The sequence below is a fragment of the Microbacterium deferens genome, from assembly GCF_045517775.1.
In the GTDB taxonomy this organism is placed as follows: Bacteria; Actinomycetota; Actinomycetes; order Actinomycetales; family Microbacteriaceae; genus Microbacterium.
Genome location: NZ_JBEUWT010000005.1, coordinates 53,586 through 73,343, shown reverse-complemented (window position 1 = coordinate 73,343; position 19,758 = coordinate 53,586). Strand labels below are relative to the sequence as shown.

Sequence of the window (19,758 nt, the reverse complement as noted above, 5' to 3'; positions counted from 1 at the left end):
TCCTCTCGGTCGATCACCGCCCAATCGGACAGTAAGTCGAAGGAGCGGAACCCCGCATGGGACTTGCGCACGGTCGGGATGCGCGGTATCGGCTGGTTGTCCTCGCCTGCTTGTCAGAGTCGGGGGTGCGGATGAAGGAGCCGCCGCGCGGGGCGGTGAAAAATACGCGGCGGCTCCAGTCTGGGGGTGGCCTCGGAGTGAGACGCAGGGGTCCTCAGCAGACTGCGTGGTCGCGCAGCCAGGGCAGAGGGTCGGTGGCCGTGGTGCCACCTTGGAGGACTTCGAAGTGCAGGTGAGCCCCGAAAGACCGGCCGGTGTCGCCGGTGCGACCGATGTACTGGCCGACATGGACGGTGTCACCGACCTCGACTTGCCGAGAGTCATACTCCATATGGGCGTAGCGGCTCGACACGGTTTGCCCGTCGATGACGTGGTCGATGACGATGGTGACTCCGAAGGCCCCGCCGGTGTCGGTCGCGACCCTGACGACGCCGTCTGCGATGGCTTGGATGTGTGCGCCAGCGCCTGGGATGAAGTCGGTGCCCTCGTGCATCTTGCCGCTGCGCATGCCGAAGCCGTAGGTGGTTGGCACCCCCACCGCGTAGGGCCATTGGACCGCGCAGGTGGGGTCGTTGCGGAAAACTGAGTCCGAGTAGTTGACGATGCCGGCGGTGCCGGCGAGGTCGACCAGTGTGCCGGTGGAGTAGCTGTCGCGGCTGAGGCTGACATCGGTCCCTGCCGCTGCCGATGTCACGTACGCCTGGATATCTCCGCTCAACACGCTGCGGGGAGACGAGGCCCGGTCGTCGTGTTCGTGGGGAAGGGCTTCGGCGTCGACGGTCATACCGATGGTCATAAGGCCGACGAGCCCCATGACGCGCACCGAAAGGAAAGCCGCGCGTGTCACAGCGGACCGGCGTCGAGCGGGGGTTGGTACGTGCTCCTGCCGTTCTTGCTCGGTTGGGGTACTAGCTGGTTTTTCGGTGGCGGCCTCCCTTACTGATGCTCGGGTGAAGGAGAACAGGCGGGCCGCGGCTTCGAAGGGGTCGATCGGCGCGTCTGCGTCCCCGGGCGCCACCGTGCTTTGGTCCGACCAGGCGTCCCGCGAGTGTTGGTCGCGGGATGTCGTGTGAGCAGGGGTGCTGAGATTTGCTTGCGTGGTGGTGCGAGTGCGTGCTTCGCGTCGCGTTAGGGCGGGCTCGGCGGGACGAGTCGGAGCTTCGGCGGATTTCTTGTTGGTTGTGGGGCGCGGCGGGTGGGACCGGCGGCGGGTGGGAGCTACTGCAGTGTGGTCGGGCAAGTGCTTCGTCTTTTCGGGTGAGTGTTAGCTAGGTGGATGGCAGCAGGCTGATCCCGCTGTCATCGACGACGAGGATGTCGCCGGCATCGGTGACGGTGATTGCCTGAACGGTGCCGTGTACGGTGCCGACGTTCCGCCAAAGTGGATCAGCGGTCGTGCTGCTCCAGATGGCGCCCTTTGTTCCGGCGCCGATCAGGCGTTGACGATCCGGCGATGCGGCGACGACGTACAGACTCGGGGCGTCCGGGAAGGGACCGAATGTTGCTCCGCGATCGGTACTGGCGCGGAGTCCGTCCGGCGTCGCGGCGAGGATGCGGCCCGTGGCGTCGACGACGAGACCGAAGACGAGCAGGGTTGCGCCTGTCGAAGTCCACGTGTCACCGAGGTCGGTGCTCACCAGAATCTGGGCGCTGCCGGTTTCTTGTCCGTACAGGGTGCCGTCTGGTCCGGCGGTGAGCACGTGGAAGTCTTTTTCGCCCGTGAATGCCACCGGCTCCCACGTGGTGCCGCCGTCGCTGCTGCGGATGATTCCGAGGTTTCCTTCCCCGAGTTCCGCGGGGGTGCCCCGGCCGGGGTGCCCGGAGGCGATGAGGGTGTCATCGACGGCGGTGAGGCCCATCGCGTCGAAGCCATAGCTGCCAACGCGGGAGCCGAGTTGCCCGTCAGCGGTGGCGGCATAGAGGCCTTCGTGGGTGCCGAGGAGGAAGCCGTCATCGTCAGCTGCGGGCACGATCGCGTGTACGTGCGGCATCGTTGTTTCGGCGTGATCGCTGCCGGTCGACGGTGGTTCGGCTGTGGTGCAGCCGGTGAGGAGCAAGCTGGTGAGCGCGACGAAGCTCGCCGTCGCGCGCAGGTGAATGCGCATTTCGCACCCTTTCGATTCCAGGGGTGAGGACGCCCTTTGGGGGCGTCCTCACCGGTCGGGTGCGTTTAGAGCTGCGCGAGCAGTTCCTGCATCTCGGCGATTTCGGCGGTCTGCGTGTCGACGATGGTCTGCGCCATCTCGACCGCGTCAGCGTTCTGGCCGGTGTCGACTTCGTCCTGGGCCATCTCGATCGCGCCTTCATGGTGCATCGTCATCTGCTCGAGGAACAGCCGCGACGCCTCGACGCCGGTGGCGGCTTCTAGCGCGGCCATGTCGTCCTCGCTCATCATGCCGCCGCCGTGGTCCATGCCCTCCATGCTGTCCATATCGGGCATGTCGGCGCCCCACTCGTCCAGCCAGGACTGCAGCTGGTCGATTTCGGGCTGCTGGGCGGTCTTGATGTCGGATGCCAGGGTGAGCACGCCCGGGTCGATGCCCTCCTTGTTCAGGATCATGTCGGCCATTTCTACGGCCTGCTGGTGGTGCGGGATCATCATCTGCGCGAACATCACATCCGCGTCGTTGAAGTCAGCCGTCGCCGTGGACGATGAGGACGGGGACGAGCTGCTGCCGTGGTCCATGCCCGGCATGGACTGCGAGCCGGAGCCGTCGGCGCAGCCAGCGAGGGTGAGGGCGGCGGCGAGGGTGAGCGCAGCGGTCGCTGCGGTACGAATCTTCATCAGGGTTCTCCAAATACAGGGGTTACGTGAACGAGCACCGGTCACATCGACAGGTGCGTAAGGCCGGAGCCGGCAGGGTGCGCCGGCTCGGCCGCATCACGTACGGCTGATGCAGAGAGTTGTGAGAGAAGGCGGCCGCAAGCTTGGCCGGCCGGGAAGCGCGGCGCTGAGTGGCTGCGGGCGTGGCAGGACCGACAACCACACTCGGTTCGGGCGGAGTCGGGCCAGCAGCAGCACGGTGGCCAGCAGCGCCAGCACACACGCCATGGCCAGCATGTCGGAGCGACCTGAGTCGCAGTCCGCACACCCCTCGTCCGTCCCGCTGGCACCGGAATGATGATCATCCGCGGTGGCACTGGCGACGGTGGTTTGGTGGCCGGTGTCGGCGGCGGTGTGGGTGTTGAGGGAGTGCATGGCCAACAGGCCGACAATGACCGCGCCGGTCACCGCGATGAGCAGCAGAAGGGTGCGCGCCATCGACCGTCCGGCGTGGAGCCGTTCCGTCAGTGCGACCAGCGACATGTCACCTCCCTCCTTCCACGGTACGACACTCCTGTCAGCGGTCGGTAACCGCGTCCGGGCTGAGGTCCAGCCGTCGCAGCAATTGAGCGTTGAGCGCGACGACGATGGTGGACAGCGACATCAGGATCGCGCCGACAGACATCGGCAGCACGAAACCGATCGGGGCGAGGATGCCGGCGGCCAGCGGGACGGAGATCAGGTTGTAGCCGGCGGCCCACCACAGGTTCTGCTTCATCTTGCGGTAGCTGGCCCGGGACAACTCGATCACCGACAGAACGGAGCGGGGATCGTCGCTGGCAAGGATGACCCCTGCAGACGCGATCGCCACATCGGTGCCGGCGCCGATAGCGATGCCGACGTCGGCTTGCGCGAGGGCCGGTGCGTCGTTTACCCCGTCACCGACCATGGCGACCTTGCGGCCTTCGCTTTGAAGCTCCTTCACCTTGGAGGCCTTGTCCTCCGGGCGGACCCCGGCGAAGAACCGGTCGATATCGAGGTCGGCGGCGACCGAGGCGGCGACCGCTTCGGCGTCTCCGGTGATCATCACCACCTGCACGCCCCGCTGATGCAGAGCGTCAACCGCGTTGCGGGACTCAGGACGGATCTCGTCCGCCAAGCGCAACGCCCCCGCCACACGCCCGTCGACGAGAACGTGCAGGATGATCGCGCCCTCCTCGCGCCACTCGTCCGCGACAGGCAGCTCCGCCGCGCCTTCCTGCTCTAGCATGTGCGGACCACCGACCTGGACGGTGCGACCGGTCACCCGCGCACGGACACCGACGGCCGGGGAGGATTCGAAGTCGCTGGCGCCGGGGACGGTGAGATGCTTCTCCTGTGCGGCGTTCACGATCGCCCGAGCCAGGGGGTGTTCCGAGTCTGCTTCGGCGGCGGCGGCCCACGCGAGAAGGTCGTCTGCGTCGATACCGGCCGCCGGGTCGATCGCGGTGACGGCGGGGGCGCCCTTGGTGAGGGTGCCGGTCTTGTCGAACAGGACCGTGTCGACGGTGCGCATGCTTTCCAGCGCGAGGCGGTCTTTCACGAGCACACCGCCGCGGGCGGCGCGCTCGGTGGCGATGGACACCACCAGCGGGATGGCCAGGCCTAGCGCGTGCGGGCAGGCGATGACGAGCACGGTGATGGTGCGGATGACGGCCAGGTCCGGGACCCCGACCAAGGTCCATACCGTGGCGGTGACCGCGGCCGCCCCGAGAGCGAACCAGAACAGCCACCCGGCAGCACGGTCTGCGAGGCGTTGCGCGTGAGAGGAGGAGTTCTGCGCTTCGGTGACGAGTTTCTGGATGCCGGCGAGAGCAGTGTCCTGCCCGACCGCAGTGATCTCTACCCGTACCCCGGAGTCGGTGGCGACAGTGCCGGCGATGACTTGGTCTCCGTCGCTGCGGCGAACTGGTCGGGATTCGCCGGTGATCATGGACTCGTCCATGCTGGCCGAGCCCTGCACGATCCGACCATCCGCGGGTATCCGTCCACCGGGGCGGACAACGACAACGTCACCAACCTGCAGCTCGGCGGGGGCGACGGTGACGGTGTTGTTCCCCTCGACCTTCTCGGCTTCGTCGGGCAGGAGCGCGGCGAGGGAGTCGAGTGCGGAGGTGGTCTGGGCGAGGGAACGCATCTCGATCCAGTGCCCGAGGAGCATGATGACGATCAGCAGCGCCAGCTCCCACCAGAAGTCCAGCTCGTGGTGCAGCAGTCCGATGCTTGCGCCCCACGAGGCGAGGAATGCGACGGTGATCGCGAGGGCGATGAGGAGCATCATGCCAGGCTTGCGGGCGCGGAGTTCGCTGACGGCGCCGGTGAGGAACGGGGCGCCACCCCACACGTACATGACGGTGCCGAGGATTGGGGACACCCATCCCACCCACGCGGCGTCCGGCAGCCGGTATCCGATCAGCATGGAGAACATCGTGGAGAACCCCACGACCGGCACAGCAAGGATCAACATGATCCAGAACAGGCGCCGGAACCGGGCAACGTGATCGCCGTGTCCGGCGTGTCCGCCGTGGTCGGCGTGGCCGTGCTCGGAGTGTCCGGCGGCGGGTGCCCGGTCGTCGCTGAGTGGGTGACCCGTCGCCGCGTGGTCGTGTTCGGCGGTGACCGCCGGAGCGTCGTGGCCTTGGTGGTCGGAGTGGTTGTGGTGGTCGTGCTGGCTCATCGGAGCCTCCTTCGCTGGGTGCGCCGGTACGGCGGCACGGGTCAGGCCGGTTGGGGCACGGGAACGGGGGTCGTACGGGCAGATGACGGGTCGGGTCGGAACCGGCGCAGCCGGAGGCTGTTGGTCACGACGAACACCGACGACAACGCCATCGCCGCCGCGGCGACGAGAGGATTGAGCAGGCCGGCCATCGCGATCGGGATAGCGGCGACGTTGTACGCGAACGCCCAGAACAGGTTCCCCTTGATGGTGCTCAGGGTGCGGCGGGAGAGGCGGATCGCGTCGGCGACGACGGTCAGGTCACCGGAGACAATGGTGATATCGCTGGCGGCGATCGCCGCGTCCGTGCCTCCGCCCATGGCCAGGCCGAGGTCGGCGGCGGCGAGGGCTGCCGCGTCGTTGACGCCGTCACCGACCATCGCGACCACGTGCCCATCGTCCTGGAGCTGGCGGATCACATCGAGCTTTCCGGCGGGAGTGACCTCGGCGTGCACGTCGGGGATGCCGACCTCAGCGGCGATCCGTGCGGCGGTGGTGGTGTTGTCGCCGGTCAGCAGCACCGGGCGCAACCCGAGCGCCTGGAAGCGCGCGATCGCGGCGGCGCTGGTCAGCTTCACGGTGTCGGCCACCCCAATCGCGCCGAGGTACTCCCCGTCGCGACCGACCGCGATCGCGGTACCGGTCTGCGCGAGAACATTCAGCTCGGCGGCGGCTTCGGCCGGCGGGTGGATGCCCCACTGCTCGGCCAGCCAGGACGCCCGGCCCGCAACGACCGCAGACCCGTCCACGATCCCCTGGACGCCGAACCCGGCGTGCGACGCGAAGCTGTCCGCGTAGGCGCCCGTGGGGGCGGCGGCGGTGACGGCACGGGCGACCGGATGCTCAGATCCCGCCTCGACCGCCCCAGCAACGCGCAACAGCTCGTCGCGGGTGACGCCGGGGGCGGGGCGGATCTCGGTGACGGTCATCTGACCGGTGGTGACCGTGCCGGTCTTATCGAGCACGATGGTGTCAACCGTGCGGGTCTGCTCCAGCACCTGCGGTCCGCGGATCAGGATGCCCAGCTGAGAGCCGCGGCCGGTCCCGACCAGCAGCGCGGTGGGGGTGGCGAGCCCGAGCGCGCAGGGGCACGCGATGATCAGGGTGGCAACCGCCGCGGTGAAGGCCAGCTCGAGCGAGGCTCCGGCGATCATCCAGCCGAGGAACGCGGCCACGGCCAGTCCGATGACGATGGGGACGAAGACAGCAGACACGCGGTCAGCGATGCGCTGCACCTTGGCCTTGCCGGTCTGAGCTTCCTCCATCAGCCGGCGCATACGGGCAAGCTCCGTGTCCGCCCCGACCCGGGTGATTTCGACGGTGAGGCGACCGCCGACGTTCACGGTCGCGCCGACGACACGGGAACCAGTAGTGACCTCGACGGGCACCGATTCTCCGGTGAGCATGCTGGCGTCGATCGCGGAGGAACCATCGATCACCAGCCCGTCCGAGGGAATCCTCTCCCCTGGTCGGACCAGCACGGTGTCGCCGACCGCGAGCTGCGCGACCGGCACTGTCCGTTCGGCGCCGTCGACGAGCGTTGTGGCGTGCTTCGCGCCCATCTCCAGCAGCGCCCGCAGCGCCTCCGACGACGACTTCTTCGCGCGTGCTTCGGCGTACCGGCCGGCGAGGATGAAGACGGTGACCAGCGCCGCCACTTCTAGGTAGATTTCGTGGCCGCCGGCTTGCGGGGCGCCGATGAGGGTGAAGGTCATCGTCATCCCGGGCATTCCTGCCCCGCCGAAGAACAGTGCGTAGAGGGACCATCCGAACGCGGCGATCACGCCGACGCTGATGAGGGTGTCCATGGTCGCCGCGCCGTGACGGGCGTTGACCGCCGCCGCCCGATGGAACGGCCACGCCCCCCACACCGCCACCGGGGAGGTGAGTGTGAGGGCCAGCCACTGCCAGTACTCGAACTGCAACGCCGGGACCATCGACAGCACCGCCACCGGCAATGACAGTGCAGTGCTGATCAGCAGGCGCCGCCGCAGCACTCCTACCTCGTCGGCCTCCGAGCCGCGGGTGTCCTCGGCGTGGTCATCGCTTGCCGGCGGTGCGGGAAGGGCTGCCTGGTATCCGGCGGACTCGACCATGGCGATGAGGGTGGCGGGGTCGACGTCGTTCCCGCGAACACGTGCTTTCTCGGTGGCGTAGTTCACCGTCGCTTCCACACCGGGAAGCTTGTTCAGCTTGCGTTCGATCCGGGTCGCGCACGACGCGCACGTCATCCCGGAGATATCGAGCTCGACGTCGACCGTGCTCATGCGGGGCTACCTGCCAGGGTGTAGCCGGCCTCTTCGACCCCGGCTTTCACCGCGTCAGAGTCGATCGGCGCGGCGCTGTGAATGGTGACGCGTGACGTACCGCCGGCGTTCAGGTCAACTGTGACGTTCTGCACCCCGTCGATAGCGGTCAGCTCCTCGGTGACGCTCGACACGCAGTGCGAGCACGTCATCCCATCTACCAGGACGTCTTCGGTGACCGCGGCCGAAGTAGCCGCGGGAGCCTCCGTGGACGCGGGTGTGGCGCAGCAGGCGCAGCCGGCGTTGGTGTCCTTCAAATCGAGGTCGATGCGGTCAGTCATGATGTGCTCCTCCAAGGGGTTCGGTGTGTGATCAAGAACGGACGAGACGGGCGATGGCGTCGTTGGCCTCACGGATCTTCTCCGCAGCCACCTGGCCTCCCTCGGCGGTCGCCTCTGCGACGCAATGGCTCAAGTGATCGCCCAGCAGGGACAGCGCGACCGTTTCCAAGGCCTTCGTCGCGGCTGACACCTGGGTGAGGATGTCGATGCAGTACTTGTCTTCATCGACCATCCGCGCGATCCCACGCACCTGACCCTCGACCCGGCGCAGACGCTTCTGCAGGTCGTCCTTGTTGCCCTCATAACCATTCACACAAATACCGTACCCCCCCAGGGTATACAGCGCAAGCAGCGCGGGCCTTGTGCCGCAATCGATCGTTTCCGGCACGCGCTGATCTCCCCCATCTGGGGCACGCCCGCGTCCGTAAGACGCACCGAACTGCGAGTCCAAACCGGGCAGGTCCAACGGGAGTGTGAGAGTCAGCAATAGTGCGGCGACGTCGACAGTTCTATCGCGGAGCGCCAGCGCACAGGAGGACCCGCTTGCGGACGGGCGACACAGGCGGTGGGGGATCACTGTGCCGCGTGGGGGTGACCGTAGCGGTGGGGGTCGGCGTCGAATGCGGCGGCGCAGCCGTGTGAGCAGAAGTAGAAGGTGGTTCCGTCGTGCTCGCGGGTGGTGACGGCTGTCTGGGGATCGATCTGCATGCCGCAGACCGGGTCGGTCACCAGTGCCGCGCTTTGGGGGGCGTCTTCTGACATGGGCGTTCTCCTTCTTGTTCGAGGTCACGGACGTGCTGGTCACGAGCCTGGGCTAGGCGTACGTCACGCTCGGTCGCCGCTGGGCACGGGAGACGGAGCGGAATGTTTTTCCGTCGGGGCGGTCGGGGCCGGGAGGCGGAGTCGCTTCAGCATGAGTGCGTTGACGGCGACGATGACGCTGGAGCCGGACATGGTAATCGCGGCGATCTCGGGTGTGAGCATGATACCCAGCGACGGGTAGAACACGCCTGCGGCGATGGGTAGTGCGACGGCGTTGTAGCCGATGGCCCATCCGAGGTTCTGGCGCATCTTGCGGACGGTGCCTTTGCCGATCCGTAGCGCGGTTGCCACATCCAGCGGGTCAGAGCGCATCAGCACGACGTCGGCGGTTTCGATGGCGACATCGGTGCCCGCTCCGATCGCGATGCCCAGGTCGGCTTGCGCGAGGGCGGGGGCGTCGTTGACGCCGTCGCCGACCATAGCGACCTTCTTGCCTGAGCGTTGCAGTTCGGCGATCTTGGCGGACTTGTCCTCAGGGAGCACTTCGGCGATGACGGTGTCAATGCCCAGCAGAGCGGCAATGCGTTTGGCCGTGGGTTCGTTGTCGCCGGTGAGCATCACCACCTCGATCCCAGATTCGTGCAGTGCGGTGATCGCTGCGGCGGCGGTCTCGCGTGGCGCGTCGGCGAGGGCGATCACGCCGGCGGCCTTGCCGTCGACGGCGAACGCGATGGCGGTGCGTCCGGTGGCGGCTAGTTCGTTCTGGGCGGCGGCGATAGAACTGATGTCGATTCCCTCGTCGGCCATCAGTCGGGCGTTGCCCATCACCACGCGGCGGCCATCGACCGTTGCAACGGCACCGAGGCCGGTGACGTTGCGGAATGAGCTGGCTGTGCGACGGGGGATGTTGCGGGCGTCGGCGTAGGCGACGACCGCTTTGGCGAGGGGGTGCTCGGACTCGCGCTCTGCGGCGGCGGCGAGGGAGAGCAGTTCGATGTCGTTCATCCCGATGGGGATGTAGTCGGTCACTTCGGGTTCGCCCTTGGTGAGGGTGCCGGTCTTGTCGAGGACGACCGTGTCGATGTGCGCGGCGGACTCCAGTGCGCCGGCGTTCTTGAACAGCACGCCGCGTTTGGCGCCGAGGCCGGTGCCGACCATGATTGCGGTCGGTGTGGCCAGGCCCAGCGCGTCGGGGCAGGTGATCACTACCACGGTGATGGCGAACAGGATCGCGGTGGGCACCGGGGCGCCGATCAGCCACCAGACCAGGAAAGTGACAGTGCCGCCGATCAGGGCGACCAGCACCAGCCAGAAGGCTGCGCGGTCCGCGAGCCGCTGCCCGGGGGCTTTGGAGTTCTGCGCCTCCTGAACGAGAGCGACAATCTGGGCCAGCGCGGTGTCGGCACCGACCTTGGTGGCCCGCACCCGCAGCGTGCCGGTGGTGTTGACGGTGGCGCCGATCACCGTCGATCCGGCAGTCTTGACGACGGGGAGGCTTTCGCCGGTGACCATGGATTCGTCGATCTCCGACGCGCCCTCCTCCACGGTCCCGTCTGTGGGGATCTTCGCGCCGGGCCGGACCAGCATGAGGTCCCCGGGGATGACATCGGAGGTGGGCACCTCGAGCTCTTCCCCGTTTCGGAGGACGACCGCGCGGGGCGGGGCGAGCTCGAGGAGGGTCCGGATAGCGTCGTTCGCACCGCCGCGGGCGCGCATCTCCACCCAGTGGCCGAGCAGCACGAAGCTGGCCAGCACTGTGGCGGCCTCGTAGAACACTTCCCCGCCCCCGGTGAGGGTGACCACGACGCTGTAGAGCCAGCCGGTGCCGACCCCGACGGCGACCAGCACCATCATGTCCAGGGTGCGAGCCCGAAGGGCACGCCAGGCGCCGTCGAAGAAGATCCAAGCCGAATAGAAGATCACCGGCAGGGAGAGGATCAGCGAGAACCAGTCATCGCGGAGCCCGAATGGTGCCGGAACGGTGAAGCCGAACACTTCCCGACCGATCGGGGACCACAGGATGATCGGCACCGACAGGACAGCGGCAACGATGAACCGATTGCGCATATCGCGGATCATCGCCGCCATCGACATCCCCGCATGGCTCCCGCCGTGCCCCATCGCATCCTGGCTCGTACGAGCTTGCATCCCCTCCCCATGCCCGCTGTGGGCATCGTGCCCCGCAGGCTCAGCAGGGGCCACCGCATGATCGTGCATCGGCGTGCCCGCGTCGGCGCCGTGACCCGGGTGTACATCTGCGGAAGGTCGGGTGGGTGCCACCGTCACGCCTGCGTCGTGTGCGTGGTCGGGGTCGTGAGCGGGATCGCAGATGTGCTCGGGGACGGACTGCCCGGCGCAGTGGTAGCCGCAGTCGATGATCCACTGCCGCAGCTGTGCTTGTGAGGTGAGCTGCGGGTCGTAGGAGACGTTTGCGGTCTGGGAAACCGGGTTCGCCTCGACATCCGTGACCCCGGGCTGCCGGAGAAGCGTCGATTCGACGATCGACTTCGACGATGCCCAGGAGACTCCCTCGACTTCCAGGACGACGGTGCGCGTAGTTCCGTTCATTTCTGTTCTCCTGCTTCGTGAAGTCGCTGCGTGCTCATGAGGTGGGCTCGGTTCTGATGACGACTCGCCAGGTGTTCCCTGCGTCGGATGTGATGCGGACTCCGCCCTCGTCGGCGATCGCGACGATCCCCTCCGAGCTGACGGCGATCGCGGACGCGGTGCCGGTGGCGTGCTCGGCAGTCCTCCACACCGCGTCGGGCGTTGTCGCCCCGGTCCAGATGGTGCCGTCGGTATCGACGCCGATGATCCCTTCCTCCACCGTCGGATCGGCCGTGATGACCAGCAGGGCGGGGGCGTTCGGCACAGGCGAGAAGGTGGTGCCGCCGTCGCGGCTGACCATCAGCCCGTCTGGGGTGGTGGCGGTGACGATGTCGGCCTGTGTGGTGTCGATGCTGATGTCACGGGCGGTCAGCGGGACAAGATCCGCCCAGGTCTGCCCGGCATCGGTACTCTCCGCCAGGACGGGCCGGTCCGAGGGGAGCCCGAGGAGGATCTCGGGTGCGGCGGGGGTGGCGGCAAGCATGTGGAAGTCGGTGACGCCTGCCAACGACACCTGCTCCCAGCCGGCGTCGCTGTAGCGGACCAGGCCCACGTTGGGGGCTGTGAACGTGTGGTCCTGGTTGGCCGGGTCAGGGTGGCCGGACGCGAGGATCGTATCCCCCTGGACGGTGAGTCCCATCGCATCGAATGTGGTCTTACCGACGAGGGAGACCTCATCGGTGGTGAGGTCGACCAGATAGACACCGGTGTGCGCGCCGACCAGCAGCGCCCCGTCCAGATCGAACGCGACATCGTGGACATGCGGAATGAGGGCGGGTGAGGTTTGGCTGTCGGGGACAGGGGTGCACGCGGTAGCGGTTAGGGTCAGTGCCCCGGCGAGGCTGACAGCGACGAGGGTGCGGGTGTGAGTGCTCATAGTGGCGTTCTCCGGCGACAGCGGGCCGGCCGTCGGGTACGGCCGGCCCCTGCCGGTCAGAGGGTCGCGAGGATGTCCTCCATGGTGGCGATCTCGGTGGTCTGGGAGGCGATGATGTTCTCTGCAAGGGTGATCACATCGGGGTTCTGCCCGTTGTCGACTTCGTCTTGGGCCATCTCGATCGCACCCTCGTGGTGGACAATCATCTGCTCCAGGAACAGGCGAGAGGCCTCGGCACCGGTGGCATCCTCGAGGGCTTGCATGTCGGTGTCGGACATCATCCCCCCGTGGTCCATGCCGTCCATGTCCCCCATCGGGGTGCCCCACTCGTCGAGCCAGGACTCCATCAGCTCAATCTCGGGCCCCTGAGCTGCCTTGATCTGCTCGGCAAGAGTGAGGACGCGTTCGTCGATGCCGTCCTTGGCGAGGATCATGTCAGCCATCTCGACCGCTTGTTCGTGGTGCGGGATCATCATCATCGTGAACTGCATGTCGGCCATGTTCACGTCGGCGGCTGGGGATGCGGATGCCGATGAGCCCATTCCGGGCATAGTGTCCGTCCCGCCACTGCTGGTGGTGCTGGCGCAGCCGGCGAGGGCGAGCAGGGCGGTCAGGGTGATCGCGGCGGTTGCCGCGGCACGGTTCTTCATTAGGTATCTCCTCAGTCGTATGTGAGGCGCACGAGCCGGTGCCCGGGCGCGCGAATGCTGTGCCCACCCGCCACGGGGTCGGCTGACAGCACTGCTCAGGTACGACTGATGCAGAGAACCAGAAGGGAAGGTGGTCGGGGCAGGTGCGTCGCGCGGGCGATCAGGGTCGGGCCGGCGCGCAGCGCGGCCCCCCAGGTGATCCCCACGCGCGGGAGGAACAGCAGCAGGGAGACGATCAGGAGCGCGAGGACGCAGGCCATCGCCAGCATGCTGGCGTGCCCGCCGCAATCCGCGCAGTCCCCGTCCGTCGCCGGCTGGGTGGTGCCGTGGTCGGTGACGCCCGGGCCGGCTGTGCCGTGCTCGTGCATCGCTGACGCGGTTGCCGGTGCGGCGGCCTCGGTGTGACTGTTCAGGGAGTGCATCGCGAGCAGCCCGACGATGATCGCGGCGGTGACAGCGATGAGCAGCAGGACCGAGTGGCCCAGCCCGCGCGGGCCGGGACGCAGACGCTGTGCCAGAGCGATCATCGACATGTCACCTCCCTCGTGTCCAGGGTAGACCGGCTCAGGCCGGCTGCACCGTCCGGTCGGCCGTCGCGGGCGCCGCAACAGCGGGTGCGGGGCGGAAGCTGCGCAGACGGAGACTGTTGGTGACCACGAACACCGACGACAGCGCCATGGCAGCCGCGGCAACTAGAGGGTTGAGTAGGCCGAGCATCGCGATCGGGATCGCGGCGATGTTGTACGCGAATGCCCAGAACAGGTTGCCCTTGATGGTGCCCAGGGTGCGGCGGGACAGCCGGATCGCGTCGACCACGACGAGCAGGTCGCCGGAGGCGATCGTGACATCGGACGCGGCTATCGCCGCGTCCGTGCCGCCGCCCATCGCGACACCGAGGTCCGCGGCGGCCAGGGCTGCGGCGTCGTTGACGCCGTCGCCGACCATGGCGACGACCCGGCCGGCGGCTTGCAGCTGACGGATCACCTCAAGCTTCCCGGCCGGGGTGACCTCGGAGCGGACCTTGTCGATGCCGACCTGGGCGGCGATGTGGTAGATTCCCCAACCCCGTCTGCGACACCAAGCGATCACAAAACGCCGCCAAAGCACCAAACCCCACACCCCGACGTCACCTGACATTTCGCGGCGAACATCGTGCGCTGGTCGCGCTGCTTCGAATCGGTCGTTTGTGTGGATCTTTCACCGATAGCCGAACTTGTATGTCACAGCCCGAAGGCCCCACCACTGATCAGGATGAAAATGCCTAGGCCGATCAAAACGACCGGGAACAGGATGTGCTCCCAACGCTCTAGGATTTCCGCGATCGGGCGCCGCGTGGCAATGAACTTGGCCACCACCACCAGAACCGCAACGAGCACGAGGAACACAACGCAGTACGCGACGACGGCAGCAGGCCCCACGCTGAGGAAGACCGGGACGTAGACGCCGATGTTGTCCCCGCCGTTAGCGAAGGTGACGCCAGCCACGGCCCAGACAGCGACCTTCTTGCCTTCGATCTTGCCCTCATCGTCATCGTCGTGACGGCGGCGCCACGCTTGCCAAGCCGCCCATAGCCCCAATCCCAGGGGGATCAGGCCGAAGTAGGGAATGACTTCAGGAGGGAGAAACGTTCCGGCGCCGATGGATACGAGTACGGCAGCACCAAGAATGCCTGCGAATCCTAGGTACTGTCCGATCAGTATCCGAACCGTCGTGCCTCTTTGCCCTGCACCGCGGGCGAAGAACAGCGAGAGCACGATGATGTCGTCGATGTTCGTAGCGAGGAATAGTCCGATTGCTTGCAGGACGGAGAGAACAATCATGCATCCACCTCCGTCGTGCAGCACGCCGAGTCCGCGCACAAGGGGTCGATGCACTCCACGCTGTGATTCACAGCCAGCGTCGTGTCCAGCAGAGCGGTAAGCGCACGCGTAAGGCGGGGGTCCGCGACCTCGTACCGAGTTCGGCGCCCCTCAGGTTCGGCCACAACGATGCCGCAATCGCGAAGACAAGTCAGGTGGTTCGACACGTTGGATGGACTGAGGTCCAGCTCGCGCGCGAGTGCTGCGGGATAGATCGGACCTTCAAGCAGCGACATAAGAATGCGTGAACGCGTCGGGTCGGCCATTGCCCGGCCGAGCCGGTTCATTACGTCCAGACGACTAGTTATAGTCAGCATCCGATGAATATACACGCTTCACTGTATGATCGCCAAATGATCCTAGTTTTCCGTTGCGATGGGTGAAAAGTTGTCACAGTTCGTACGCCGTGAGATCCTCTTCGGTTTGTTTCTTGTGCTGTGCGGCGGAATCGGGCTGACCGCCTCCATGGCACTGTCCGTTGAGAAGATCGAGAAACTGGCCAATCCCGATGCGGGCCTAAGCTGCGATTTCTCGGTGTTAGTGCAGTGCTCCGCGAATCTCGACAGCGCTCAGGGCGCGGCGTTCGGAGTTCCGAATCCGTTCCTGGGCCTGACCGGGTTCGCGCTCGTGCTGGGCATCGGTGTCTCCGTGCTGGCTGTACCGCACTTTGCGCGATGGTTCTGGGTCCTGTTCAACCTTGGGGTGGCGGGGGCGTTCGCGTTCGTGGTCTGGCTGATTGGGCAGAGCATCTACGTTCTCGGGACCCTGTGCCCGTGGTGCCTGGTCGTGTGGGTGACGACGATTCCGCTGTTCTTGTTCGTCACCGCCCGCAATCTGAGGGAAGGCGTCTTCGGCGCCCGTGCACAACGGGTCGGGGCCGCATTGTGGCCGTGGATGACACTGGTGACGGTCGCCGGGTATCTGGTGGTCGCGGTCCTCGCCCAGCTTCGGTTGAACGTGCTGGCCAGCATCGTCTAGGCCCGCAGGGACGCCGGGCGGGTCAGCTGTCACTGGAGGGAATCACCGCCGCCGGCCCGCTCGGTTGCTGCATGGTGTCTGCGGGTGCGGAGGAGTTGGAGGACGATGCCAAGTCCGACGCCGACGCCGAGGGCGACATCAGCGAGGTTGCCGATGAACAGGTTCCCGTAGGCGAGGAAGTCGGTGACGTGGCCGCGACCGAATCTGGGCGCGGCGAGGTAGCGGTCGAGGAGGTTTCCGATCGCTCCGCCCCACACGAATCCGAGGGCGACCGCCCACCCGGTGGTGGTCACTCGCCACGCGGCGTAGAACAGTGCGATCGTCGCCGCGGTGCCGACGATGGTGAACACCCAGGTGCTTCCCGATCCGAGGGACATGATCGTGCCAGGGTTGAAGGCGAGTTGCAGGCCGAGCAGGTCTCCGATCAGGGGGATGCGTTCACGGGTGCTCAACTGCGCGATGGCGAGGGCCTTGGTGCTCTGGTCGACCACGGCGATGGTGAGCGCGACGAGGCACGCCATCGCGAGTCGACGGTGCCGGTCACGATGTAATCGGGGGTGCTCCCCCTCAGTGTCCGGGGGCGGGAGCGGTGCGGGCATGCGGTGATCTCTCGGTGAAGGTTGGCGGGTCAGGTGAGGCCGGAGTATGCGTGCAAGCCTTTGAAGAAGATGTTGACGATGGTGAAGTTGAACAGCACGGCGGTGAAGCCGATGATCGACAGCCATGCGGAGCGGGTGCCGCGCCAGCCGCGGGTCGCGCGGGCGTGGATGTAGCCGGCGTAGAGCACCCAGATCACGAACGTCCACACCTCTTTGGTGTCGAATCCCCAGTACCGGCCCCAGGAGTCGTTGGCCCAGATCGACCCGGCGATGAGGGTGAAGGTCCAGAAGATGAACCCGATGATCGCGAACCGGTAAGCGAGGGATTCCAGCGTGTCGGCGGTCGGCAGCGTGCGCAGGTATCCCGACCGGACCGGCTTCGCGCCCTCACCCTGGGCTGTCGCTCGTCGTTCCCGGCGGGCTTGGAGGAGTTGTGTGGCGGAGAGGCCGCAGGAGATCGCGAACAGGGCGGTGCCGAGGGATGCGACGAAGACGTGGATGACGAGCCAGACGCTCTTGAGCGGGTCCATCAGCGGGGTGATCTCGACGTAGAACGCGAGGGTCGCACCGCCGAGGAGCAAGGCGACCATGCCGATGAGGAAGGAGCCCAGGAAGCGTAGGTCGTACCGGCGGAGCACGGTGAGGTAGACCGCGACGATCAGCAGTGTCCCGGTGAGCGCGAACTCGTACATGTTCGCCCACGGGACCCGTTCCGCGGCGAGTCCTCGCCCGATGGCACCAGCGAGGTGGAAGACGAACGCGAACCCGGTCAGGACGGTGCCAATGCGCGCCCAGATCAGACGCTGCCGCTGCCCCGGCCGGGTGCGGACCTCGTTCAGTGCGGGACGTTCGTCGTCCATGTTGTGCGTGGTTCTTTCGCCGCCGGCGGTCACCAGCGCGGGAACCCGCTGGGGTTCGTCGCGGCGTACGGAGCGTTGGGCCAGGTCGACCGCGTAGGCCACGAACGCGAGCAGGTACACGGCGATCGCGGTCCACACCAACAGCAGGGAGATGCTGTCCAGGGTCAGGGATTCGGGGTCAGGCATTGGTTGCTCCTTGTGCAGATAGTGGGCGGTTGCGGCGGCGCCAGTGGCTGATTCCGGCGAGGGTGAGACCGGTGATCGCGCTGAAGGCGATCAGGGCGGTGAGGGCACCGCCGAGTACAACGGCGGGAGTGAGGCCGTCGCGCAGCGGGACGCGGGTGATCGCCGCGGCCGCCTGGTCGACCCCGGCGCCGGCGATGATCTGTCCGTCCGGGGCGATGACCTGGCTGGTGCCGACAGTGGAGACGTTCACCACGGCGCGTCCGGTCTCGATCGCCCGCATCCGGGCGAACGCGAGCTGTTGAAGGTTCTCGTCGGTGCCGCGGAAGTCGGCGTTGTTGGTCTGGAACACGTAGACCTGAGCGCCCTGGCGGGCGGCGTCCCAGATGACGGAGTCGTAGATGACGTCGAAGCAGATCGCCAGACCGACCTGCACCCCGTCGACTGTCACGAACGGAGGGTTCTGGCCGGGGGTGTATTCGCGTTGGATCAGGCCGATGAGGTGGGGCACGATTTGCTCGTAGAACCACCGGTCCGGGACGTACTCGCCGAAGGGGACGGGGTTGACCTTGTCATGCAGCTGCGGGGCGCCCTGCCCGTCCCACAGCATCGAGGTGTTGAACACATCGCCGTCGCGCGCGGTGGCCGCGTTGGCCAGCAGCGGGGCGCCGGCCCGGGCGACGAGGTCGGTGAGGTGGCGCGCGGTGGCCGGGTCGGTGAGGGGGTCGCTGTCGACGGCACCCTCGGGCCATACCAGTAGGTCCATGTTCTTCCCCAGCAGGGGGTCGGTCGCGGTCGTCTGCGCGGCCAGCACGCCCCCGGGGGTGCGGTCGTCGAAGTACCCGGAGGGCCCGTTTCCCTGCACCCAGCCGATGTCCATCCGGCCGGCATCCCCGGTGGGGAACTGCGGCACGATCACCAGGACGGTCAAGATCACCGCTGCGGGCAGGATGCCGCGGACACGCCGAAACCCGCCGGCCCGCCACCACTGCACGAGGCACGCGCAGGCGGCGACGATGAGGAAGCTCAGCCCGGTCACCCCGACCCAGGACGCCGCTTCGGGGAGCGGGCCGTTCGCTTGGGTCATCCCGATCCGGGCCCAGGGGAACCCGGAGTAGGGCCAGGACCCCATCACCAGCTCCCGGACGCTCCACAGCCCCGCTACCAGCAGCGGCACCCCGACAAACCACAGGACGGCGTGTCCGCGGGCGCGGTCGGTCCACCGGTACGCGAGGGCGAGCGGGATCGCCCCGATCCCGAATAGCACCGTTTCCAGGCCGGCTAACGCCACCCAGGGGATGGGGCCGAGGTACGAGCCCACCCAGACCAGGTGGGTGAAGAAGAACGCGGCGCCGAATGCCGCACCGGCCAGGAACGCGCCGCCGATGCTGCGGCCGATCATCGTGCTCAACGCGGAGGCGATGCTCACAAACGCGAGCGGCCACCATCCTACGGCGGGAAAGGACAGGTCCAGGAGCCCGCCGGCGGTCGCAGCGACGAGGATCGCTGCCCACAGCGGCACCCCCCGCCGTGCGGCGGGAACGACGTCTGTCGGCCTGTCAGTCAGCGAGGGCGCGGTCGAGGGCATTGGTGAGATCGGTCAGTTGGGTTAGCTCGAGTCGTTTGCCGTCGAGGAAGAACGTGGGCGTGCCCTGCACACCCATCTGTTGCCCTTCGGCGAAGTCTTCTTCGACGCGTTCCCGGGTGGCGGGGGCCGCGACCGCCTGGTCGTAGGCGGCCATGTCCAGGCCGAGGTCGTCGGCGAAGCTGCGGAACAGGTCAGCTTCGGAGACTTGCTGCTCGCCCCACTCGGCCTGTGTCTCGAACAGCCGGTGGTACATGTCCTCGACCCGGTCCTGCTGCGCGGCTGCCTCCACTGCGAGGGCGGCGTTCATCGAGTTGTAGTGGCTGGGGATCGGATAGTACCGGAACACATAGTTGATTCGCCCGTCGTACTGCTTCCGGATCTCTTCAACGTACGGGTAGAACGCCCCGCACACCTCGCATTCGAAGTCGAGGAACTCCACCAGGGTCGGCGCGTCCGTCCCGGCGCTGTCCAGGACGTGTGAGTTGCTGCGGGCGGCGGGCAGCGCGGCGGCGGCGTTGTCATCTTCGGAGGCTTGGGGGCGGGTGGTAGTCGTGTAGATGATCGCGCCGATGACGAGCACGATCACGGCCGCGATCGCGATGAGTGTGACTTTTAGGGGAGTCTTCATG

Annotated in this window: 20 protein-coding genes and 1 pseudogene; 1 reads left to right on the top strand and 20 read right to left on the bottom strand. The window is 67.1% G+C overall.

Annotated features, from left to right (window positions below; genetic code table 11):
- Positions 1-214: 214 nt before the first annotated feature.
- From ABTU82_RS15460 to cmtR, 16 genes and pseudogenes are all read right to left on the bottom strand, one after another.
- Positions 215-844 (bottom strand): M23 family metallopeptidase, encoded by a 630-nt coding sequence (locus ABTU82_RS15460; RefSeq protein ID WP_407174103.1) that lies wholly within the window; start codon positions 842-844, stop codon positions 215-217.
- Between the two features lie 484 nt (positions 845-1,328).
- Complete coding sequence (locus tag ABTU82_RS15455; RefSeq protein WP_407174101.1) at positions 1,329-2,165, bottom strand: F510_1955 family glycosylhydrolase; 837 nt, start codon at positions 2,163-2,165, stop codon at positions 1,329-1,331.
- 65 nt (positions 2,166-2,230) lie between these two features.
- On the bottom strand, positions 2,231-2,845 hold the full coding sequence (locus ABTU82_RS15450) for a DUF305 domain-containing protein (RefSeq protein ID WP_407174099.1): 615 nt from the start codon (positions 2,843-2,845) through the stop codon (positions 2,231-2,233).
- 96 nt (positions 2,846-2,941) lie between these two features.
- Complete coding sequence (locus tag ABTU82_RS15445; protein WP_407174098.1) at positions 2,942-3,367, bottom strand: DUF6153 family protein; 426 nt, start codon at positions 3,365-3,367, stop codon at positions 2,942-2,944.
- Positions 3,368-3,401: 34 nt separating this feature from the next.
- Positions 3,402-5,540, bottom strand: a complete 2,139-nt coding sequence (locus tag ABTU82_RS15440; RefSeq protein WP_407174096.1) for a heavy metal translocating P-type ATPase — start codon at positions 5,538-5,540, stop codon at positions 3,402-3,404.
- A 41-nt stretch (positions 5,541-5,581) separates the two neighbouring features.
- A complete protein-coding gene (locus ABTU82_RS15435; RefSeq protein WP_407174094.1) occupies positions 5,582-7,846 on the bottom strand; it encodes a heavy metal translocating P-type ATPase in 2,265 nt (754 codons plus the stop codon).
- Positions 7,843-8,166 (bottom strand): heavy-metal-associated domain-containing protein, encoded by a 324-nt coding sequence (locus ABTU82_RS15430; protein WP_407174092.1) that lies wholly within the window; start codon positions 8,164-8,166, stop codon positions 7,843-7,845. The genes ABTU82_RS15435 and ABTU82_RS15430 overlap by 4 nt, the downstream gene beginning before the upstream one ends.
- A gap of 31 nt (positions 8,167-8,197) precedes the next feature.
- On the bottom strand, positions 8,198-8,479 hold the full coding sequence (locus ABTU82_RS15425) for a metal-sensitive transcriptional regulator (RefSeq protein WP_296195515.1): 282 nt from the start codon (positions 8,477-8,479) through the stop codon (positions 8,198-8,200).
- Between the two features lie 260 nt (positions 8,480-8,739).
- Positions 8,740-8,928: a YHS domain-containing protein gene (locus ABTU82_RS15420; RefSeq protein ID WP_407174090.1), complete on the bottom strand. Its 189-nt coding sequence runs from the start codon at positions 8,926-8,928 to the stop codon at positions 8,740-8,742.
- Positions 8,929-8,991: 63 nt separating this feature from the next.
- A complete protein-coding gene (locus ABTU82_RS15415; RefSeq protein ID WP_407174088.1) occupies positions 8,992-11,496 on the bottom strand; it encodes a heavy metal translocating P-type ATPase in 2,505 nt (834 codons plus the stop codon).
- Positions 11,497-11,530: 34 nt separating this feature from the next.
- On the bottom strand, positions 11,531-12,412 hold the full coding sequence (locus tag ABTU82_RS15410; protein WP_407174086.1) for a WD40/YVTN/BNR-like repeat-containing protein: 882 nt from the start codon (positions 12,410-12,412) through the stop codon (positions 11,531-11,533).
- A gap of 56 nt (positions 12,413-12,468) precedes the next feature.
- Entirely contained in the window at positions 12,469-13,062 is a 594-nt protein-coding gene (locus tag ABTU82_RS15405; protein WP_407174084.1) for a DUF305 domain-containing protein, read from the bottom strand.
- Positions 13,063-13,157: 95 nt separating this feature from the next.
- Entirely contained in the window at positions 13,158-13,595 is a 438-nt protein-coding gene (locus ABTU82_RS15400) for a DUF6153 family protein (RefSeq protein ID WP_407174082.1), read from the bottom strand.
- Between the two features lie 31 nt (positions 13,596-13,626).
- A pseudogene (locus tag ABTU82_RS15395) lies at positions 13,627-14,109 on the bottom strand (HAD-IC family P-type ATPase); the annotation flags it as partial.
- Between the two features lie 173 nt (positions 14,110-14,282).
- On the bottom strand, positions 14,283-14,882 hold the full coding sequence (locus tag ABTU82_RS15390; RefSeq protein WP_407174080.1) for a cadmium resistance transporter: 600 nt from the start codon (positions 14,880-14,882) through the stop codon (positions 14,283-14,285).
- A complete protein-coding gene (cmtR, locus tag ABTU82_RS15385; RefSeq protein ID WP_407174078.1) occupies positions 14,879-15,238 on the bottom strand; it encodes a Cd(II)/Pb(II)-sensing metalloregulatory transcriptional regulator CmtR in 360 nt (119 codons plus the stop codon). Before cmtR ends, ABTU82_RS15390 begins: the two co-directional genes overlap by 4 nt.
- A 58-nt stretch (positions 15,239-15,296) precedes the next feature.
- Between cmtR and ABTU82_RS15380 the strand changes: the two genes are divergently transcribed.
- The gene (locus ABTU82_RS15380) at positions 15,297-15,899 is read left to right on the top strand and encodes a vitamin K epoxide reductase family protein (protein ID WP_407174076.1); all 603 of its coding nucleotides are present in this window, start codon (positions 15,297-15,299) and stop codon (positions 15,897-15,899) included.
- A 29-nt stretch (positions 15,900-15,928) separates the two neighbouring features.
- Here the strand turns inward: ABTU82_RS15380 and ABTU82_RS15375 are convergent, their stop codons facing one another.
- The 4 genes from ABTU82_RS15375 to ABTU82_RS15360 form a co-directional block, all read right to left on the bottom strand.
- Positions 15,929-16,420, bottom strand: coding sequence for a signal peptidase II (locus ABTU82_RS15375; protein ID WP_407174074.1), 492 nt, complete (start codon positions 16,418-16,420; stop codon positions 15,929-15,931).
- 107 nt (positions 16,421-16,527) lie between these two features.
- Positions 16,528-17,544 (bottom strand): c-type cytochrome biogenesis protein CcsB, encoded by a 1,017-nt coding sequence (gene ccsB, locus ABTU82_RS15370; RefSeq protein ID WP_407174072.1) that lies wholly within the window; start codon positions 17,542-17,544, stop codon positions 16,528-16,530.
- Complete coding sequence (lnt, locus tag ABTU82_RS15365; protein ID WP_407174070.1) at positions 17,537-19,129, bottom strand: apolipoprotein N-acyltransferase; 1,593 nt, start codon at positions 19,127-19,129, stop codon at positions 17,537-17,539. Before lnt ends, ccsB begins: the two co-directional genes overlap by 8 nt.
- Complete coding sequence (locus ABTU82_RS15360) at positions 19,101-19,757, bottom strand: DsbA family protein (protein WP_407174069.1); 657 nt, start codon at positions 19,755-19,757, stop codon at positions 19,101-19,103. The genes lnt and ABTU82_RS15360 overlap by 29 nt, the downstream gene beginning before the upstream one ends.
- Between the last annotated feature and the right edge of the window lies 1 nt (position 19,758).